Annotated in this window: 14 protein-coding genes and 1 other annotated feature; of the genes, 9 read left to right on the top strand and 5 right to left on the bottom strand. The window is 56.5% G+C overall.

The features are described 5' to 3' along the window. Nucleotides 1-127: 127 nt before the first annotated feature. The gene (gene ettA, locus DXXMK7_RS18215; protein ID WP_038665495.1) at nt 128-1,792 is read right to left on the bottom strand and encodes an energy-dependent translational throttle protein EttA; all 1,665 of its coding nucleotides are present in this window, start codon (nt 1,790-1,792) and stop codon (nt 128-130) included. 455 nt (nt 1,793-2,247) lie between these two features. Here ettA and sltY point away from each other — a divergent pair, with 455 nt between their 5' ends. Beyond that, nucleotides 2,248-4,179: a murein transglycosylase gene (gene sltY / locus DXXMK7_RS18210; protein WP_038920285.1), complete on the top strand. Its 1,932-nt coding sequence runs from the start codon at nt 2,248-2,250 to the stop codon at nt 4,177-4,179. Nucleotides 4,180-4,367: 188 nt separating this feature from the next. Next, nucleotides 4,368-4,700 (top strand): trp operon repressor, encoded by a 333-nt coding sequence (gene trpR / locus DXXMK7_RS18205; protein WP_033567439.1) that lies wholly within the window; start codon nt 4,368-4,370, stop codon nt 4,698-4,700. Nucleotides 4,701-4,714: 14 nt separating this feature from the next. On the opposite strand, the gene yjjX is transcribed toward trpR, so the two are convergent. Next, entirely contained in the window at nt 4,715-5,254 is a 540-nt protein-coding gene (yjjX, locus tag DXXMK7_RS18200; protein WP_038665502.1) for an inosine/xanthosine triphosphatase, read from the bottom strand. A 51-nt stretch (nt 5,255-5,305) separates the two neighbouring features. On the opposite strand from yjjX, the gene gpmB reads away from it, so the two are divergent. Then, on the top strand, nt 5,306-5,956 hold the full coding sequence (gpmB, locus tag DXXMK7_RS18195) for a 2,3-diphosphoglycerate-dependent phosphoglycerate mutase GpmB (protein ID WP_038920284.1): 651 nt from the start codon (nt 5,306-5,308) through the stop codon (nt 5,954-5,956). On the opposite strand, the gene robA is transcribed toward gpmB, so the two are convergent. Then, the gene (gene robA, locus DXXMK7_RS18190; protein WP_038920283.1) at nt 5,953-6,819 is read right to left on the bottom strand and encodes an MDR efflux pump AcrAB transcriptional activator RobA; all 867 of its coding nucleotides are present in this window, start codon (nt 6,817-6,819) and stop codon (nt 5,953-5,955) included. The genes gpmB and robA overlap by 4 nt on opposite strands. 202 nt (nt 6,820-7,021) lie before the next feature. Between robA and creA the strand changes: the two genes are divergently transcribed. Then, nucleotides 7,022-7,498: a protein CreA gene (gene creA / locus DXXMK7_RS18185; RefSeq protein ID WP_038920282.1), complete on the top strand. Its 477-nt coding sequence runs from the start codon at nt 7,022-7,024 to the stop codon at nt 7,496-7,498. A 104-nt stretch (nt 7,499-7,602) separates the two neighbouring features. On the opposite strand, the gene arcA is transcribed toward creA, so the two are convergent. Beyond that, entirely contained in the window at nt 7,603-8,319 is a 717-nt protein-coding gene (gene arcA / locus DXXMK7_RS18180) for a two-component system response regulator ArcA (RefSeq protein ID WP_012768295.1), read from the bottom strand. 564 nt (nt 8,320-8,883) lie between these two features. Between arcA and DXXMK7_RS18175 the strand changes: the two genes are divergently transcribed. The 4 genes from DXXMK7_RS18175 to thrC all read left to right on the top strand — a co-directional run bounded on the left by DXXMK7_RS18175 (nt 8,884) and on the right by thrC (nt 14,700). Further along, nucleotides 8,884-9,585 (top strand): tRNA/rRNA methyltransferase, encoded by a 702-nt coding sequence (locus DXXMK7_RS18175; RefSeq protein ID WP_038665508.1) that lies wholly within the window; start codon nt 8,884-8,886, stop codon nt 9,583-9,585. 201 nt (nt 9,586-9,786) lie between these two features. After that, nucleotides 9,787-9,906, top strand: a sequence feature (Thr leader region). Nucleotides 9,907-10,018: 112 nt separating this feature from the next. Further along, a complete protein-coding gene (gene thrA, locus DXXMK7_RS18170; RefSeq protein ID WP_038920281.1) occupies nt 10,019-12,475 on the top strand; it encodes a bifunctional aspartate kinase/homoserine dehydrogenase I in 2,457 nt (818 codons plus the stop codon). Nucleotides 12,476-12,477: 2 nt separating this feature from the next. After that, nucleotides 12,478-13,407, top strand: a complete 930-nt coding sequence (gene thrB / locus DXXMK7_RS18165) for a homoserine kinase (protein ID WP_038920280.1) — start codon at nt 12,478-12,480, stop codon at nt 13,405-13,407. Between the two features lie 3 nt (nt 13,408-13,410). Then, complete coding sequence (gene thrC, locus DXXMK7_RS18160; protein ID WP_038920279.1) at nt 13,411-14,700, top strand: threonine synthase; 1,290 nt, start codon at nt 13,411-13,413, stop codon at nt 14,698-14,700. Nucleotides 14,701-14,809: 109 nt separating this feature from the next. On the opposite strand, the gene yaaA is transcribed toward thrC, so the two are convergent. After that, nucleotides 14,810-15,589 (bottom strand): peroxide stress protein YaaA, encoded by a 780-nt coding sequence (gene yaaA, locus DXXMK7_RS18155; RefSeq protein WP_038920278.1) that lies wholly within the window; start codon nt 15,587-15,589, stop codon nt 14,810-14,812. A 303-nt stretch (nt 15,590-15,892) separates the two neighbouring features. Here yaaA and tal point away from each other — a divergent pair, with 303 nt between their 5' ends. Then, nucleotides 15,893-16,846: a transaldolase gene (gene tal, locus DXXMK7_RS18150; RefSeq protein ID WP_038920277.1), complete on the top strand. Its 954-nt coding sequence runs from the start codon at nt 15,893-15,895 to the stop codon at nt 16,844-16,846. The last annotated feature ends 19 nt before the right edge of the window (nt 16,847-16,865 follow it).

The following is a 16,865-nucleotide window of genomic DNA, read 5'->3' as shown; positions in this document are numbered from 1 at the left end:
GAATGAAAATGGTCAAAACAGTTACCACCTCCCAGGAGGTGGTTTAACGCTGACAATGAAAAAGCCCGCCGGTTGGCGGGCTTTTGCTGTCACGGCGTCTTGACCGTGACAGGTGGCAGACGGACTGTCACGCCATTTTCTTGTACTTGATACGATGCGGCTCCAGCGCTTCCGCACCCAGAGTACGTTTCTTGTACTCTTCGTATTCTGTGAAGTTGCCTTCAAAGAATTCCACCTTACCTTCATCCTGATAGTCGATGATGTGGGTGGCGATACGGTCCAGGAACCAGCGGTCATGGGAAATCACCATGGCGCAACCGGGGAATTCCAGCAGGGCGTTTTCCAGCGCGCGCAGGGTTTCGATATCCAGGTCGTTGGTCGGTTCGTCAAGCAGCAGCATGTTGCCGCCAACCTGCAGTAGTTTTGCCAGGTGTACGCGACCACGTTCGCCGCCGGAGAGTTCCCCGATACGTTTGCCCTGATCGACGCCTTTGAAGTTGAAACGGCCGACATAGGCGCGGCTCGGAATCTCGAAATTGCCGATACGCATGATGTCCTGACCGCCGGAGACTTCTTCCCATACGGTCTTGCTGCCGTCCATCTTGTCGCGGAACTGATCCACCGACGCCAGTTGCACCGTTTCGCCCAGCGAGATCGTGCCGGAGTCCGGTTGTTCCTGCGCGGACAACATACGGAACAGGGTCGATTTACCGGCGCCGTTGGGGCCGATAATCCCGACGATGGAGCCTTTCGGGATGGCGAACGACAGGTTATCAATCAGCACCCGGTCACCGTAGGATTTGGTGAGGTTCTGCACTTCCAGCACTTTGTCGCCAAGGCGCGGGCCAGGCGGAATGAACAGTTCGCTGGTTTCGTTGCGTTTCTGGTATTCGACGCTGTTGAGTTCGTCGAAACGAGCCAGACGCGCTTTGCCTTTGGCCTGACGGCCTTTCGGATTCTGACGCACCCACTCCAGCTCTTTCTCGATGGATTTGCGACGAGCGGCTTCGGTGGAGGCTTCCTGTGCCAGACGCTGGTCTTTCTGTTCCAGCCAGGACGAGTAGTTGCCTTCCCACGGAATCCCTTCGCCGCGGTCCAGCTCCAGAATCCAGCCGGCAACGTTATCGAGGAAGTAACGGTCATGGGTGATGGCAACTACGGTGCCTTCGTAGTCGTGCAGGAAACGCTCCAGCCAGGCGACCGATTCCGCATCCAGGTGGTTGGTGGGTTCGTCGAGCAGCAGCATGTCCGGTTTTTCCAGCAACAGGCGGCAGATTGCGACGCGACGGCGTTCGCCCCCGGAGAGATTGGCGATTTTCGCTTCCCACGGCGGCAGGCGCAGCGCATCGGCGGCCCGCTCAAGCTGGTTATCAAGGTTGTGGCCGTCGTGGGCCTGAATAATCGATTCCAGCTCGCCCTGTTCTTTCGCCAGCTTGTCGAAGTCGGCATCCGGGTCGGCATAGGCGGCATAGACTTCGTCCAGACGGGTCAGCGCGCGTTTCACTTCGCTGACAGCCTCTTCAACCGCTTCACGGACGGTATGTTCCAGATTTAACTGGGGTTCCTGAGGCAGATAGCCGATTTTGATCCCCGGCTGTGGGCGGGCTTCGCCTTCGATGTCTTTATCAATCCCCGCCATGATGCGCAGCAGGGTGGATTTACCCGCCCCGTTCAGACCCAGCACGCCGATTTTGGCGCCCGGGAAAAAACTGAGGGAAATATTTTTCAGGATATGACGCTTCGGCGGAACAACCTTGCCGACGCGGTGCATGGTGTAAACGTATTGAGCCACGTTGCTCTGAGCCTCTTTCTGTCCAGTTTAGCGTTATGCCATTAAAGCATGGCGCCTGTAGGGGCATGATACCGGAAGCGCGCTGACGCCCCGCCGGCAAAAGGAATTTACTGTTGACGGAGTTTAGCTGTTTTCGCTGCATGATCCCAGCCATCCCGTCATCGTGTTGTTGACTCTGCGATGCAGCTTCCACCCATGATGGAACCATTGGGACGAATATCAGCCGAAACTGCGGGCGCTCTGGTAAAAGGATGTTAACGCTGCGAATTTCGTTCTGTTTTAAGCTGCTTTCGGCGTATCGTTGCCGGGCAGGATATGCCACACTGATTTAGTTTGAAAAAACCAACGTTAGTCAATGCAATGCAGCCGTCACGGGTATGAACGATGGCCGTGAACATTAATGACGGCGTTCGGCGGTAATGGCGGAAACGATAACGAGTGAGGTCAGGGCAGTTATGTTCAAATTAGGGTATTGGCGATATGTGGCCGCCGCACTGTGTCTCATTGGGGTATCGTGCCAGGCGTTGGCGGATTCTCTGGATGAGCAGCGGCAGCGTTATCAGCAAATAAAGTCCGCGTGGGATAATAACCAGATGGATGTGGTTTCCCAATTAATGCCGACGCTACGTGATTACCCGCTTTACCCTTATCTGGAATACCGAGCGCTGACGCAGGATTTATCGACGGTCAGCGAGGCGCAGGTCAAACAGTTTATGGCTTCGCACCCGACACTGCCTGCGGTGCGTACGCTCAATAACAGCTTTATCAATGAACTGGCTCGTCGTCAGGACTGGAATGGGCTGCTGGTGTTCAGCCCGGAGCAACCCAAGCCGGTCGCCTCTCTCTGCAACTATCTGTATGCCAAAGTCATGGTGGGGCAACCGCAAGGCGTCTGGGAGCAGACCCGCGAAATCTGGCTGACCGGTCGTTCATTGCCGCCGACCTGTGACAAGCTATTCTCTGCCTGGCAGCAGCAAGGCGGATTGACGTCGTTAATGGTTCTTGAACGGATGCGACTGGCGATGGATGCGGGCAGCGCAGGTCTGGTGAATCATCTTTCCAGACAATTGCCGGCAGATTACAAGACCATCACCGATGCGTTGCTGAGATTGCAAAGCAATCCTAAAACGATCGAGCGCTTCGCCCGCTCTGTCGGCCCGACGGATTTTACCCGGAGAGCGGTATTATCGGCGTTCAGCCGCATTGCCCGTCAGGATCCGGATGAGGCGCGGGCATTGCTGCCGCAGTTGATTCGCCTGCAGAAAATGCGCCCGCAGGAACGCCAGAGCATGGAAGATGACATCGCCTGGCGTCTGATGGGCAGCGATACCACCGAGGAGCAGGCGCTCTGGCGTGATGCCGTAATTCTGCGTAGCGCCTCGGCGCCGCTGCTGGAGCGACGCGTCCGTATGGCGCTGGGTCAGGGGGATCGGCCCGGGCTGAAGCAGTGGATGGCGCGCTTGCCGGCCGACGTGCAGCAAAAGGATGAGTGGCGCTACTGGCGAGCGATACTGCTGATCGAACAAGGGCAAAAGCAGGAAGGCGAGAATCAACTGCGCGAATTGATGACGATTCGCGGTTTTTACCCGATGGCCGCCGCGCAGAAGCTCAATGTGAACTATCCGCTGACCATTATGATTGCCGCCAAACCGGAGCGCTCGATTGGGCAGTTACCGGAAGTGGCGCGGGTACGCGAGCTGATGTTCTGGGGACTGGAAAGTCTGGCTCGTTCCGAATGGGCGGGGCTAGTGGCTAGCCGGGATCGTCCGCAGCAGGAAGCGCTGGCGCGTTTTGCGTTCGAACAGCATTGGTATGACCTGAGTGTTCAGGCCACGATTGTGGCGAAACTCTGGGACAATCTGGAGGAACGCTTCCCGCTGGCATGGAATGACGATTTCCGCCGGGCGACGCAAGGTAAGGGCATCAGCCAGAGTTATGCCATGGCGATTGCCCGTCAGGAAAGCGCCTGGAACCCGCAAGCGCATTCCGCCGTGGGGGCGGCCGGCCTGATGCAACTGATGCCCGCCACCGCGCAGCACACTGCCGAAATGTTTAATATCGCCAGCTATACCAACAGCAGCCAGTTACTGGATCCGCAGATGAATATCCAGCTTGGCACCAGCTATCTGGATTATGTTTATCAATCGTTCGGTCAGAACCGCATTCTGGCATCCGCTGCCTACAACGCCGGACCATCGCGGGTGAGTAACTGGTTGAAAGACAGCGACGGTCGGATCGACGCCATCGCGTTTGTGGAAAGTATTCCGTTTTCCGAGACGCGGGGATACGTCAAAAATGTACTGGCCTACGACGTTTTCTACCGTAGCCTGATGCAACAGCGCCCGACGACGTTGCTGATGGACAACGAGTGGCAGCGGCGTTACTGACCGTTAGCGGGGATTGCACGATATACGCATTCCCCGCCTTACGCAGGTGAAGAAAAGTCTCATCATGCTGGCAGTCGTTACCTCACGCCTGTCTCGTTAAGGCGGGCGTTTATCCTATTTGTTACGCTTTTTTTCATCATGAAGAGTATGTTATGCTGATGTACTAGTTAAATAGTATGGCGGCCGTTATGACATCACCTTCACTTCATGATCCGGTATTTTCCGAACAAGACGATGAAAACTGGCAGGCGTTTGTCAGCCTGTTCCAACAGGCGATGGCGGAAGGGCTGGAGCAACCGCTGCTGCAACTGCTGTTAACGCCGGATGAGCGAACCGCGCTGGGAACTCGGGTACGTATTATTCAGGAATTGATGCGCGGCGAGATGAGCCAGCGTGAGCTGAAAAATGAGTTGGGTGCGGGCATTGCGACCATCACCCGAGGTTCCAACAGCCTCAAATCCGCCCCGGCCAGGCTGAAAGTCTGGCTGGAGGAGCAATTGCTACCGGAGAAGAAGGGCTAGCGTTCGGGAAGCAATCAAACGGACGGCGCATGAATCGGGTGCTGATAAACCGGATTATGAAACGGCACTAGCGCCAGCAGCAACGCCTGATAATACACGCTGGTTCTGGACAGTTTGCCATCCGTGAATACGCCAATCGCGCCACCCTGACGTTTGATATCCTGAATGCCGGTCAGACGGGCCATTTCATCACCCAGTTCGCGGCCTTCGCCAATTCCCTGCAGAATGCTTTCCGGCAATACCAGACTGGCTGAACGGGATTCGCCGCGGATGACTGCATTTTCAATCACCATCCAGGCGAACGTCATGCTTTCTTCAATGCCGGCTTCCACGCCTACCCAGAAATCAGCTTCTGGACGGACCTGCCGCGCTCTCATCACCCGATTCCTGGCGCCCGTTCGGGTTTCGACGGAACCTAACGGTTGACTGGGAACTCCACTATCTACATCAACCCCTTCGATGCGGCAATTATCCACACCAAAAACGTCGGCAAATGCTAAAGTGATGGCGTTAATCTTGGCCGGGTTGGTCGTAGAAGCGACAACATGGTACATAATGTTTCCCTACCTTGTAGTTAATTTGACGCAGTATAACGGAAAAAAATCATGTTACAGGTATATCTTGTTCGCCATGGTGAAACAGAGTGGAACGTGGCGCGACGCATTCAGGGGCAGTCGGACAGTCCGCTGACCTCGGGTGGCGAGCATCAGGCCCGGCTGGTTGCTGCAAGGGTCAGGAAACTGGGGATTACCCATATTTTTACCAGCGATCTGGGGCGGACCCGCCGCACTGCCGACATTATCTCGCAGGCTTGCGGCGACTGCCCGGTGATCATGGAGCCGGCTTTGAGAGAGCTGAACATGGGCGTGCTGGAGGAAAGGCTGATTGATTCGCTGAGCCTTGAAGAAGAGCGCTGGCGTAAACAGTTGGTGGATGGCACCCGCGATGGCCGTATCCCCAACGGCGAGTCCATGTCGGAATTGGCTCTGCGTATGCAGAGCGTGCTGGCAAAGTGCCTGGCGTTGCCGGAAGGCAGCCGCCCACTGCTGGTGAGTCACGGTATTGCGCTGGGCTGCCTGCTGAGTACGTTGTTGGGATTACCGGCCTGGGCGGAGCGCCGCTTGCGGCTGCGCAACTGTTCATTGTCTCGTGTTGATTATCAACAGAGCCCCTGGCTGGCGCCTGGATGGATAGTAGAAACCGCCGGAGACGTCTCCCATCTTGACGCTCCGGCGTTGGATGAATTGCAGCGTTAACGCTGAATTGGAATCAGGTATTCGCAGCGGATGATTTTGGGCGGTTCAGCTTCTTTGTGGCCTTTGGGGTAAAAGCGTTCAGCATCAAAACCTTTGCGGCGTGTCAGTTTATAAGTCGGCAGGCAGGTGTCGTAGAGGGTGATGATGAAATCCTGCAAATCATCCGCCGGGCCTTCATAAATAAACATGGCATAGTCGCCGCTCGGTAATACCACCGGTTCGCCGGGATGCACGCCCTCCGGAACATGGTGTGGTTCCAGCGCGGTGGTATACAGCACTTCATGTTCATCATCCTTCTCCTTGCTTGGGCGAGAATGATGCAGACCGTACAGCACCGGCGGGACCTGTTTGACTTCTCCCAAATACTGCCGCCAGAAATGGACGCGTATTTCGGTACGAAAACAGGTAATTTGCTCCAGATTACAGGTATAGCTCTGGGTCAGACCAACCAACTGCGTTTCCGGCAAGGTGACGAAGTGCGGTTGCGGCATGGTAAAAGCGCCGAGACGAATCGGTGGGTGGATACCGAAAGTATTCCAGTCATCCGCCCGACGATAGGATGCCGGCGTCTGGGCAAACTGCTTTTTGAACGCCCGGGTGAACGTCTGTTGTGAATCGAAACGGTACTGCAAGGCGATATCAAGAATCGGGCGACTGGTCAGACACAGTGCGACAGCCGCTTTGGTGAGCCGACGGGCACGAATGTATGAACCGATGGCATGACCCGTTACGTCCTTGAACATTCTCTGCAAATGCCACTTGGAATAGCCGGCCTTGGCTGCGACATTATCCAGCGATAAAGGCTGGTCAAGATGACCCTCCAGCCAGTTGAGCAGGTCACGTATGATACTGGCTTGATCCATAGATCGTCCTCATAGAACACACCGAGAGCTAAGCGTATAAGCCCGGCATAATAGCAACTTTTTCCCTGGGGCACTTACCAAGATTTTTGTGCCTGATGAATAAAGAATCTGATTAACATAGGCTGCTAAAGAAATCTATCCGACAAATGGTCTTTGAACCACAGAAACTACGCCATGGCGGCGACAAAGTGAGAGAAAGGCAATGATGAAAAGACGAATTGTGTTGATGGCTGCGGCCCTGCTCTGCGGTGCAACGTCAGTCTGGGCCGAGGAAATCGGAACGGTGGATACGGTCTTTAAGCTGCTGGGACCAGACCACAAAATCATCGTGGAAGCGTTTGACGATCCGGATGTGGCAAACGTGACCTGTTATCTGAGCAGAGCCAAAACCGGTGGCATCAAAGGGGGGCTTGGCCTGGCGGAGGATACGTCGGATGCCGCCATTTCCTGTCAGCAAGTAGGGCCGATTACCCTGAGCGATAAGATCACCAGTAGCAAGGGAAAAGGCAGCGTGGTGTTTCAGCAGCGCACGTCGCTGATTTTCAAGAAACTGCAGGTGGTGCGTTTTTACGATGCAAAACGCAATGCGCTGGTTTACCTGACCTATTCCGATCGTATAGTAGAAGGGTCGCCGAAAAACGCGCTCAGCGCGGTGCCGATTCTGCCCTGGAGCAAGTAACGGCGATCTATCCCGGAAATAAACAACATCTCAGAAATAAAAAAGCCGGGGCAAACCCGGCTTTCTACATATTGGATATTGGCGCGTGATGACCGCGCCGGGAATCAGTCTTCCAGATCGCCGCAGAAGCGATAACCTTCGCCGTGAATGGTGGCGATGATTTCCGGCGTATCGGCAGTGGATTCGAAATGTTTGCGGATACGGCGGATGGTGACGTCTACCGTACGGTCATGCGGCTTCAGCTCGCGGCCGGTCATTTTCTTCAGCAGTTCGGCGCGGGACTGGATTTTTCCCGGGTTCTCGCAGAAGTGCAGCATAGCGCGGAATTCGCTGCGCGGCAGTTTGTACTGCTCGCCGTTCGGGCTGACCAGCGAACGACTGTTGATATCCAGCTCCCAACCATTGAAGCGGTAGCTTTCCACCAGACGACGCTCTTCGGTGCCGCCGCCCAGATTCATGGTGCGGGACAGCAGATTGCGTGCGCGGATGGTCAGTTCACGCGGGTTGAACGGCTTGGTGATGTAGTCGTCTGCGCCGATTTCCAGGCCTAGAATCTTGTCGACTTCGTTATCGCGCCCGGTCAGGAACATCAACGCCACGCTTGCCTGCTCGCGCAGTTCACGCGCCAGCAACAAGCCATTTTTGCCCGGCAGGTTAATATCCATAATGACCAGATTGATGTCATGTTCGGACAGGATGTTATGCATCTCGGCGCCGTCGGTGGCTTCGTGAACAACGTATCCCTCGGCCTCAAAAATGCTTTTGAGGGTGTTACGAGTTACCAACTCGTCTTCGACAATAAGAATGTGGGGGGTCTGCATGTTTGCTACCTAAAATTGCCAACTAATATAGAGATTCGAAAGTACAGAAGTCCTGGTTCTCTCGGGCGCTTTGGGAAATCGTGTTCACCGTTTTTTCGCCGACTGACTCAAGTACGTAAATACGTTTTGAAGCACTTGTTTCCACCCGACGCGAGCCTGATAACAGGTGGCGATGAGGTTTTGCAACAGAGCCTATTGTGGCGCACAGTTTAACCTTATTAACAGCAACATAACAGTGAGCACTGATTTCGCCGACTGGCAAATCTACGGTTCCATTGACATATATCAAATTTCATTGTAGCACGTTAGCAATTTGTGGAAAACGCACCACGAATACCGCTATCTATCACAATTTAACATTTTTATATTCACCACGGCATAATAAATGCTGATAGCTGAAGCGTTTCCATTTCCGTCGCGTCATTCGGCGGCGCGTCAATGCGGCTACGATTTCAGGCCATCTGGCGGGATGCGTCAAATCCCGGTAGGGACTTATTTTCCAGCGTAAATCATCGCTACATTTTATTCGTCAGCGCACCTGCCAGGTGCGTGCTGGGAGGTTGTGTGCAGTTTTATATCATTTTGGTGGCGCCCGCCCGGGCCGAAAACGTCGGTGCGGCGGCGCGCGCCATGAAAACCATGGGGTTTGGCCGGTTGCGGATTGTCGACAGCACTGCGCATCTTGAGCCGGCGGCGCGTTGGGTGGCGCATGGCTCCGGCGATATTCTTGATGGGGTCGACGTTTTCCCGACGCTGGCCGACGCGCTGGCGGATGTTGAGTTCACGGTAGCGACCACCGCCCGCAGCCGCGCCCGTTTTCATTACTACTGTGAGCCAGCGCAGTTGCTGAGCGTGCTGGAGGAAAAGCGGCAATGGGTCAGTTCTGCAGCGCTGGTGTTTGGCCGCGAAGATTCCGGGCTGACCAATGAGGAACTGGCGCTGGCGGACATCCTGACCGGCGTGCCGATGGCGGCGGATTATCCGTCATTGAATCTGGGGCAGGCGGTGATGGTGTATTGTTATCAACTAGCGTCGTTGATGCAGGTGACCGCGGCCGAGCCGACGCAGGCTGAGTCCGGACAACTGGCGGCGTTGCGCGAGCGGTTTGCGCGTTTGCTGGTTCGGGTCGGCGCGCAGCAGGACGAAAAACTGCGCGACTGGCTGCAACAGCGGCTCGGATTACTGGAGCAACGTGACAGCGCTATGCTGCATAGGCTGCTGCATGATGTGGAAAAAGCGCTATCGGCAGAAGATCAGGGAAAATGAGGATTCTCTGGCGAATCATCACGACTGGCCGCTTTTTCTGAATCATTGTTTGGGTTTTTTGTTTTTCCATAGTGACTTTATCCGCCGTCACCGGCGTAAAGTGGAGGGAGGAATGAAGAAATCCGTTGACTTAGCAGGGCGATTGCCCTAACTAATAGGGCAGATAATTTTTCGCTCTACGAGAACGTTACGCAATGCATCACATCAGCCTGGTTACCACCACCATTATTATTACCACCGGTACGACGAGTAACGGTGCGGGCTGACGCGTACAGATGAATCCAGAAAAAGCCCGCACTTCACAGTGCGGGCTTTTTTTTTACCGTTATCGCGGGTTTATTGCTGCCCGCCAACCTTATAAGGCCGTTGCAAATGGCTTTCAAAAACGCTCCCGGCGTTTTTGGCAACTGAAAATTCAGGAGAACAGACAAAAATGCGAGTGTTGAAATTTGGCGGGACCTCGGTAGCCAACGCAGAACGATTTGCGCGTGTTGCCGATATCATCGAAAGCAATGCACGTCAGGGACAGGTCGCTACGGTGCTGTCGGCACCGGCGAAGATCACCAATCACTTGGTGGCCATGATTGAAAAAACCGTGGCTAAACAGGATATCCAGCCAAATATCACCGAAGCGGAAGTCATTTTTGCCGATTTGCTGCAGGGACTGGCGCAATCCCAGCCTGGTTTTGCCTATGACCGGCTGAAAGCGCGGGTGGACGAAGAGTTTTCCCAGCTCAAACAGGTGCTGCATGGCATCGCTTTGCTGGGGCAGTGCCCGGACAGCGTTAACGCCGCCATTATCTGCCGGGGCGAAAAACTCTCCATCGCCATCATGGAAGCCGTATTTCAGGCGCGCGGCTATCAGGTATCGATCATCGACCCGGTGCGCAGCCTGCTCGCGCAGGGCCATTATCTGGAATCCACGGTAGATATCGCTGAATCCACCCGCCGCATTGATGAGCAGGCGATCCCCGCTGACCATGTGATCCTGATGGCGGGCTTTACCGCCGGCAATGATAAAGGCGAACTGGTGGTGCTGGGCCGCAACGGCTCTGACTATTCGGCGGCGGTGCTGGCCGCGTGTCTGCGGGCCGACTGTTGTGAGATCTGGACTGACGTCGACGGCGTGTACACCTGTGACCCGCGTCAGGTGCCGGATGCGCGGTTGCTGAAGTCGATGTCCTATCAGGAAGCGATGGAATTGTCGTACTTCGGCGCCAAAGTTCTCCACCCCCGCACTATCGCCCCCATCGCCCAGTTCCAGATTCCCTGCCTTATCAAGAATACCGAAAATCCCCAGGCGCCCGGCACGCTGATCGGTCTGGAAAGCAACGATAACCAGTATCCGGTCAAAGGCATCACCAACCTGAACAATATGGCGATGATCAACGTTTCCGGCCCTGGTATGAAAGGGATGGTCGGGATGGCGGCGCGCGTGTTCGCCGCCATGTCCCGCGCCGGTATCTCGGTGGTGCTTATCACCCAGTCCTCTTCCGAGTACAGCATCAGTTTCTGCGTGTCTCAGAGTGAGTTGCCGCGCGCGCGCAAAACGCTGGAAGACGAATTCTATCTGGAACTGAAAGAAGGCGTACTGGAGCCGCTGGACGTGGTGCAACGGCTGGCGATCATTTCCGTGGTGGGCGACGGTATGCGTACGCTGCGCGGCCTGTCGGCCCGTCTGTTCACCGCGCTGGCCAGCGCCAACATCAATATCGTGGCGATTGCCCAGGGCTCGTCCGAGCGCTCGATTTCGGTGGTGGTGAACAATGACGTAGCGACCACCGGCGTGCGGGTGGCGCATCAGATGCTGTTCAACACCAATCAGGCGCTGGACGTGTTCGTGATTGGCGTCGGCGGCGTCGGCGGCGCATTGCTGGAGCAGATTCAGCGCCAGCAGCCGTGGCTGAAACAAAAACACATCGACGTGCGGGTATGCGGCATCGCCAATTCCAAAGCGATGCTGACCAACGTGCACGGTATTCCAATGGATCGCTGGCGCGACGAGCTGGCGCGGGCGCGTGAACCGTTTAGCCCGGCTGCGCTCAGCCGTCTGGTGAAAGAGTATCACTTGCTGAACCCGGTCATCATCGACTGTACCTCCAGTCAGGCGGTTGCCGATCAATACGCCGATTTCCTGGCGAACGGCTTCCATGTCGTCACGCCTAACAAGAAAGCCAACACGGGCACGCTGCGTTATTACCACCAGTTGCGTCAGGCGGCGGCCAAATCCCGTCGCAAGTTCCTGTACGACACCAACGTCGGCGCCGGTCTGCCGGTGATCGAGAACCTGCAGAACCTGCTGAACGCCGGCGATGAGCTGATTCGCTTCAACGGTATTCTGTCCGGTTCGCTGTCCTTTATCTTCGGCAAGCTGGATGAAGGCATGTCGCTGTCCGCCGCCACGCTGCTGGCGAAAGAAAAAGGCTTTACCGAGCCGGATCCGCGCGACGATCTGTCCGGTATGGACGTGGCGCGCAAGTTGTTGATTCTGGCGCGTGAAGCGGGTTATGAACTGGAGCTGGACGACATTCAGGTCGATTCCGTGCTGCCGCCGGAATATGCGCAGGGCGATGTCGCCAGCTTCCTGGCGCGCCTGCCGGAGCTGGACGCCGAATTCGCCCGTCGGGTTGAAGCGGCGCGGGCGGAAGGTAAAGTGTTACGCTACGTCGGTAAGATCGACGACGGCAAGTGCCAGGTGACGATCAGCGCGGTGGGCGGCAACGATCCGCTGTTCAAGGTGAAGGACGGCGAGAACGCGCTGGCGTTTTACAGCCGTTATTACCAGCCGCTGCCGCTGGTGTTGCGGGGTTACGGGGCGGGCAATGATGTGACGGCGGCCGGGGTGTTTGCAGACCTGTTGCGTACGCTGTCGTGGAAGGTGGGAGTGTGAGAATGGTGAAGATTTATGCCCCGGCATCCATCGGGAATGTGAGCGTGGGGTTTGACGTGCTGGGCGCGGCGGTATCGCCGGTGGACGGCACCCTGCTGGGCGATTGCGTCACCGTGCGGGAAGCCGAACTGTTCAGCCTGTACAACGAAGGGCGTTTTGTCAGCAAGCTGCCGGACAACCCGAAAGAAAACATCGTATATCAGTGCTGGGAACGTTTCTGTCAGGAAATCGGCAAGACCGTGCCGGTGGCCATGACGCTGGAAAAAAACATGCCGATCGGTTCCGGGCTGGGGTCCAGCGCCTGTTCGGTGGTAGCCGGCCTGATGGCGATGAACGAATTCTGCGGCAAACCGCTGGACGACACCCGCCTGCTGACGCTGATGGGCGAACTGGAAGGGCGCATTTCCGGCAGCGTGCATTACGACAACGTGGCGCCGTGCTTCCTGGGCGGTATTCAACTGATGGTGGAAGAGATGGGCATCGTCAGTCAGCCGGTGCCGGGATTTGACGACTGGTTGTGGGTGATGGCCTATCCGGGCATCAAGGTGTCCACGGCTGAAGCGCGGGCGATCCTGCCGGCGCAGTATCGTCGTCAGGATTGCATCAGCCACGGCCGCTATCTGGCGGGCTTTATCCACGCCTGCCATACCGGCCAGGCGGCGCTGGCGGCGACCCTGATGAAAGATGTCATCGCCGAGCCTTACCGCACGCGTCTGTTACCCGGCTTTGCCGAAGCGCGTCAGGCGGCCAACGAGTTGGGCGCGCTGGCCTGCGGTATTTCCGGTTCCGGGCCGACGCTGTTCTCCGTGTGCAACAACATGGGCTCGGCAGAGCGTCTGGCAAGCTGGCTGCGGGAAAACTATCTGCAGAACGACGAAGGTTTTGTTCATATTTGCCGTCTGGATACCGCAGGCGCGCGACAACTGGGATAACGCATGAAACTGTACAATCTGAAAGATCACAATGAACAGGTGAATTTCGCCGAAGCGATCCGCAAAGGGCTGGGGAGCAATCAGGGCCTGTTTTTCCCGCTGGAGCTGCCGGAATTCGACCGCACGGCGATTGATGAACTGCTGGAACAGGATTTTGTCACCCGCAGCAGCCGTATTCTGTCGGCGTTCATTGGTGATGAGATGTCTGATGAAACCGTCTACCAGCGCGTTAAAGCGGCTTTCCGCTTCCCGGCGCCGGTAGTGCCGGTGAGCGAAGACATCGCCGCGCTGGAGCTGTTTCACGGCCCGACGCTGGCATTCAAGGACTTCGGCGGCCGCCTGATGGCGCAGATGCTGGCGGAAGTCGCGGGCGATCAGCAGATCACGATCCTGACCGCCACCTCGGGCGATACCGGCGCGGCGGTTGCGCATGCGTTCTACGGCCTGAAGAACGTGCGGGTGGTGATCCTGTATCCGAACGGCAAGATCAGTCCGTTGCAGGAAAAACTGTTCTGTACGCTGGGCGGCAACATTCACACTATCGCCGTCGACAGCGATTTCGATGCCTGTCAGGCGCTGGTGAAGCAGGCGTTTGATGATGAAGAGCTGAAACGTGCGATAGGGCTGAATTCCGCCAACTCCATCAACATCAGCCGTCTGCTGGCGCAGATCAGCTACTATTTCGAAGCGGTGGCGCAGTTGCCGCAGGAAGCTCGCAATCAACTGGTGATATCGGTACCGAGCGGCAACTTCGGCGACCTGACCGCCGGCCTGCTGGCGAAATCGCTGGGCCTGCCGGTGAAGCGCTTTATCGCCGCCACCAACGCCAACGACACGGTGCCGCGTTTTCTGCAAAGCGGCGCCTGGCAGCCGAATCCGACCGTGGCGACGTTGTCCAATGCGATGGACGTGAGCCAGCCGAACAACTGGCCGCGTGTGGAAGAGCTGTTCCGCCGCAAGAACTGGCAACTGAAAGAGCTGGCGTTCGGCGCGGTGAGCGATGAGACCACCAAAGCCACCATGCTGGAACTGGCGGCGCTGGGCTACACGTCCGAGCCGCACGCGGCGATCGCTTACCGCCTGCTGCGCGATCAGTTGCAGCCGGGCGAATACGGCCTGTTCCTGGGCACCGCCCATCCGGCGAAGTTCAAGGAGAGCGTCGAGGCGATTCTCGCTAAGACATTGCCGCTGCCGGCAGCGCTGGCCGAACGCGCCGATTTGGCGCTGCTGTCGCACCACTTCGCGCCGGACTTCGCGCAGCTGCGTCAATTCCTGATGGAACTGCCGCGCTAATTCTGCAACGTATTACTTCTGCAACGTATTACTTCTGCACGTATTACGGCCGGAAAGGGGGAAACCGCTTTCCGGCCGTGTTCGTTTATGGAGCGGATAACCCGTTTTGTCAGGCGTCGCGTTCGCGGCGCTTGAAGATCAGTTCGTCTGCCGAGGAATTGGCGGCGTCAAAGTAATAGCCTTCGCTGTCAAAGTTTTTCAGTTGCTCCGGCGTGGTCAGGCGGTTCTGAATGATGAAGCGGCTCATCAGGCCGCGCGCTTTCTTGGCGTAGAAGCTGATCACCTTAAACTTGCCATTCTTCTCATCGAGAAAGACCGGTTTTATCAGCCGCGCCTTGAGTCTGGCCGGTTTGACGGATTTGAAGTATTCGTCGGACGCCAGATTGATCAGAATATCGTCGTTCTGCGCTTTCAGCGCCTGATTGAGCGTGTCGGTGATGGTATCGCCCCAGAACTGATACAGGTCGTTGCCCGCGTCGTTTTTCAGCCGGATACCCATTTCCAGCCGGTAAGGCTGCATCAGGTCCAGCGGCCGCAGCACGCCGTACAGGCCGGACAGAATACGCAGATGCTGCTGGGCGAAATCGAAATCCGCCTCGTTGAAATCCTCCGCCGCCAGCCCGGTGTAGACATCGCCTTTGAACGCCAGCAACGCCTGACGCGCGTTATCCAGCGAAAATTCCGGGTGCCATTCCTGAAAACGGGCCGCATTCAGGTCCGCCAGCTTATCGCTGATACCCATCAGCGAGGCGATATTCGCCGGGGTCAGCTGTTTGCAATGCCGCATCAACTGCTGGGAATACTCCAGCAGAGCGGGTTGCGTGTAGCGTTGCGTGGGCAGCGGGCTGGTGTAATCCAGCGTTTTGGCAGGTGAAAGGGTGATCAGCATAAACGTATCCCGTTGGTGTCTTGAATGGCCTTACTGTAGCAAAAGCCGGTAAAAAAGGGGCGATGGCTGTGACAGGCGTGATAAATCAGCGTGGTTTAGGCTCTCGTGTGATTTTTCATCAAAAACAGGGGTAAAAGAAAAATGAATGATGTTTATTCTATTGATTTTTAATTGAAAAAAGGTTTTGTTTCCTGCGTGCGGTTTTTTTCTGGTCCGCTTGCGCGGGCTTGGGCGCGTGTTATTATCAGGCTCTGGCGACAGTTCCTGCCACCAGTTCATGCACAAACAATGAGAAAGGCCAACATGACGGATAAACTGACTTCCCTACGCCAATTCACCACTGTGGTGGCGGATACCGGCGATATCGCGGCAATGAAGCTTTACCAGCCGCAGGACGCCACCACCAACCCTTCCCTGATTCTGAATGCCGCGCAAATCCCGGAATACCGTGCGCTGATTGATGACGCTGTGGCCTGGGCCCGCGCGCAGAGCGACAAACGCGAGCAGCAGGTTGTCGATGCGACGGACAAACTGGCGGTTAATATCGGTCTGGAAATTCTCAAGTTGATTCCGGGGCGCATCTCCACCGAAGTGGACGCCCGTCTTTCCTATGACACCGCAGCCAGCGTCGCCAAAGCGAAACGCCTGATCAAGCTGTACAACGATGCCGGCATCAGCAACGACCGTATCCTGATCAAACTGGCGTCCACCTGGCAGGGGATCTGCGCCGCCGAGCAGCTGGAAAAAGAAGGCATCAACTGTAACCTGACCCTGCTGTTCTCGTTTGCTCAGGCGCGTGCCTGCGCCGAAGCGGGCGTGTTCCTGATTTCCCCGTTTGTGGGCCGTATTCTGGACTGGTACAAAGCCAACAGCGACAAGAAAGAGTTTGCGCCGCACGAAGATCCGGGCGTCATCTCCGTTACCGACATCTACAAATATTACAAACAGCACGGTTATGAAACGGTAGTGATGGGCGCCAGCTTCCGCAATGTCGGCGAGATTCTGGAACTGGCTGGTTGCGATCGCCTGACCATTGCGCCGGCGCTGCTCAAAGAACTGGCGGAAAGCCAGGGCGACGTGGCGCACAAACTGTCTTACAGCGGTGAGGTGAAAGCGCGTCCGGCCAGACTGACCGAGTCCGAATTCTACTGGCAGCACAATCAGGATCCGATGGCGGTGGACAAACTGGCCGACGGTATCCGTAAGTTTGCGGTAGACCAGGAAAAACTGGAAAAAATGATCGCCGCGCTGTTGTAAGACGCGACGTCTTTTTCGT

Origin of the sequence: Dickeya sp. MK7 (assembly GCF_000406305.1) — a bacterium.
Lineage (GTDB): Bacteria > Pseudomonadota > Gammaproteobacteria > Enterobacterales > Enterobacteriaceae > Dickeya > Dickeya fangzhongdai.
The sequence above is the reverse complement of the archived record's forward strand: the minus strand, read 5'-3'. Positions and strand labels throughout refer to the sequence as shown.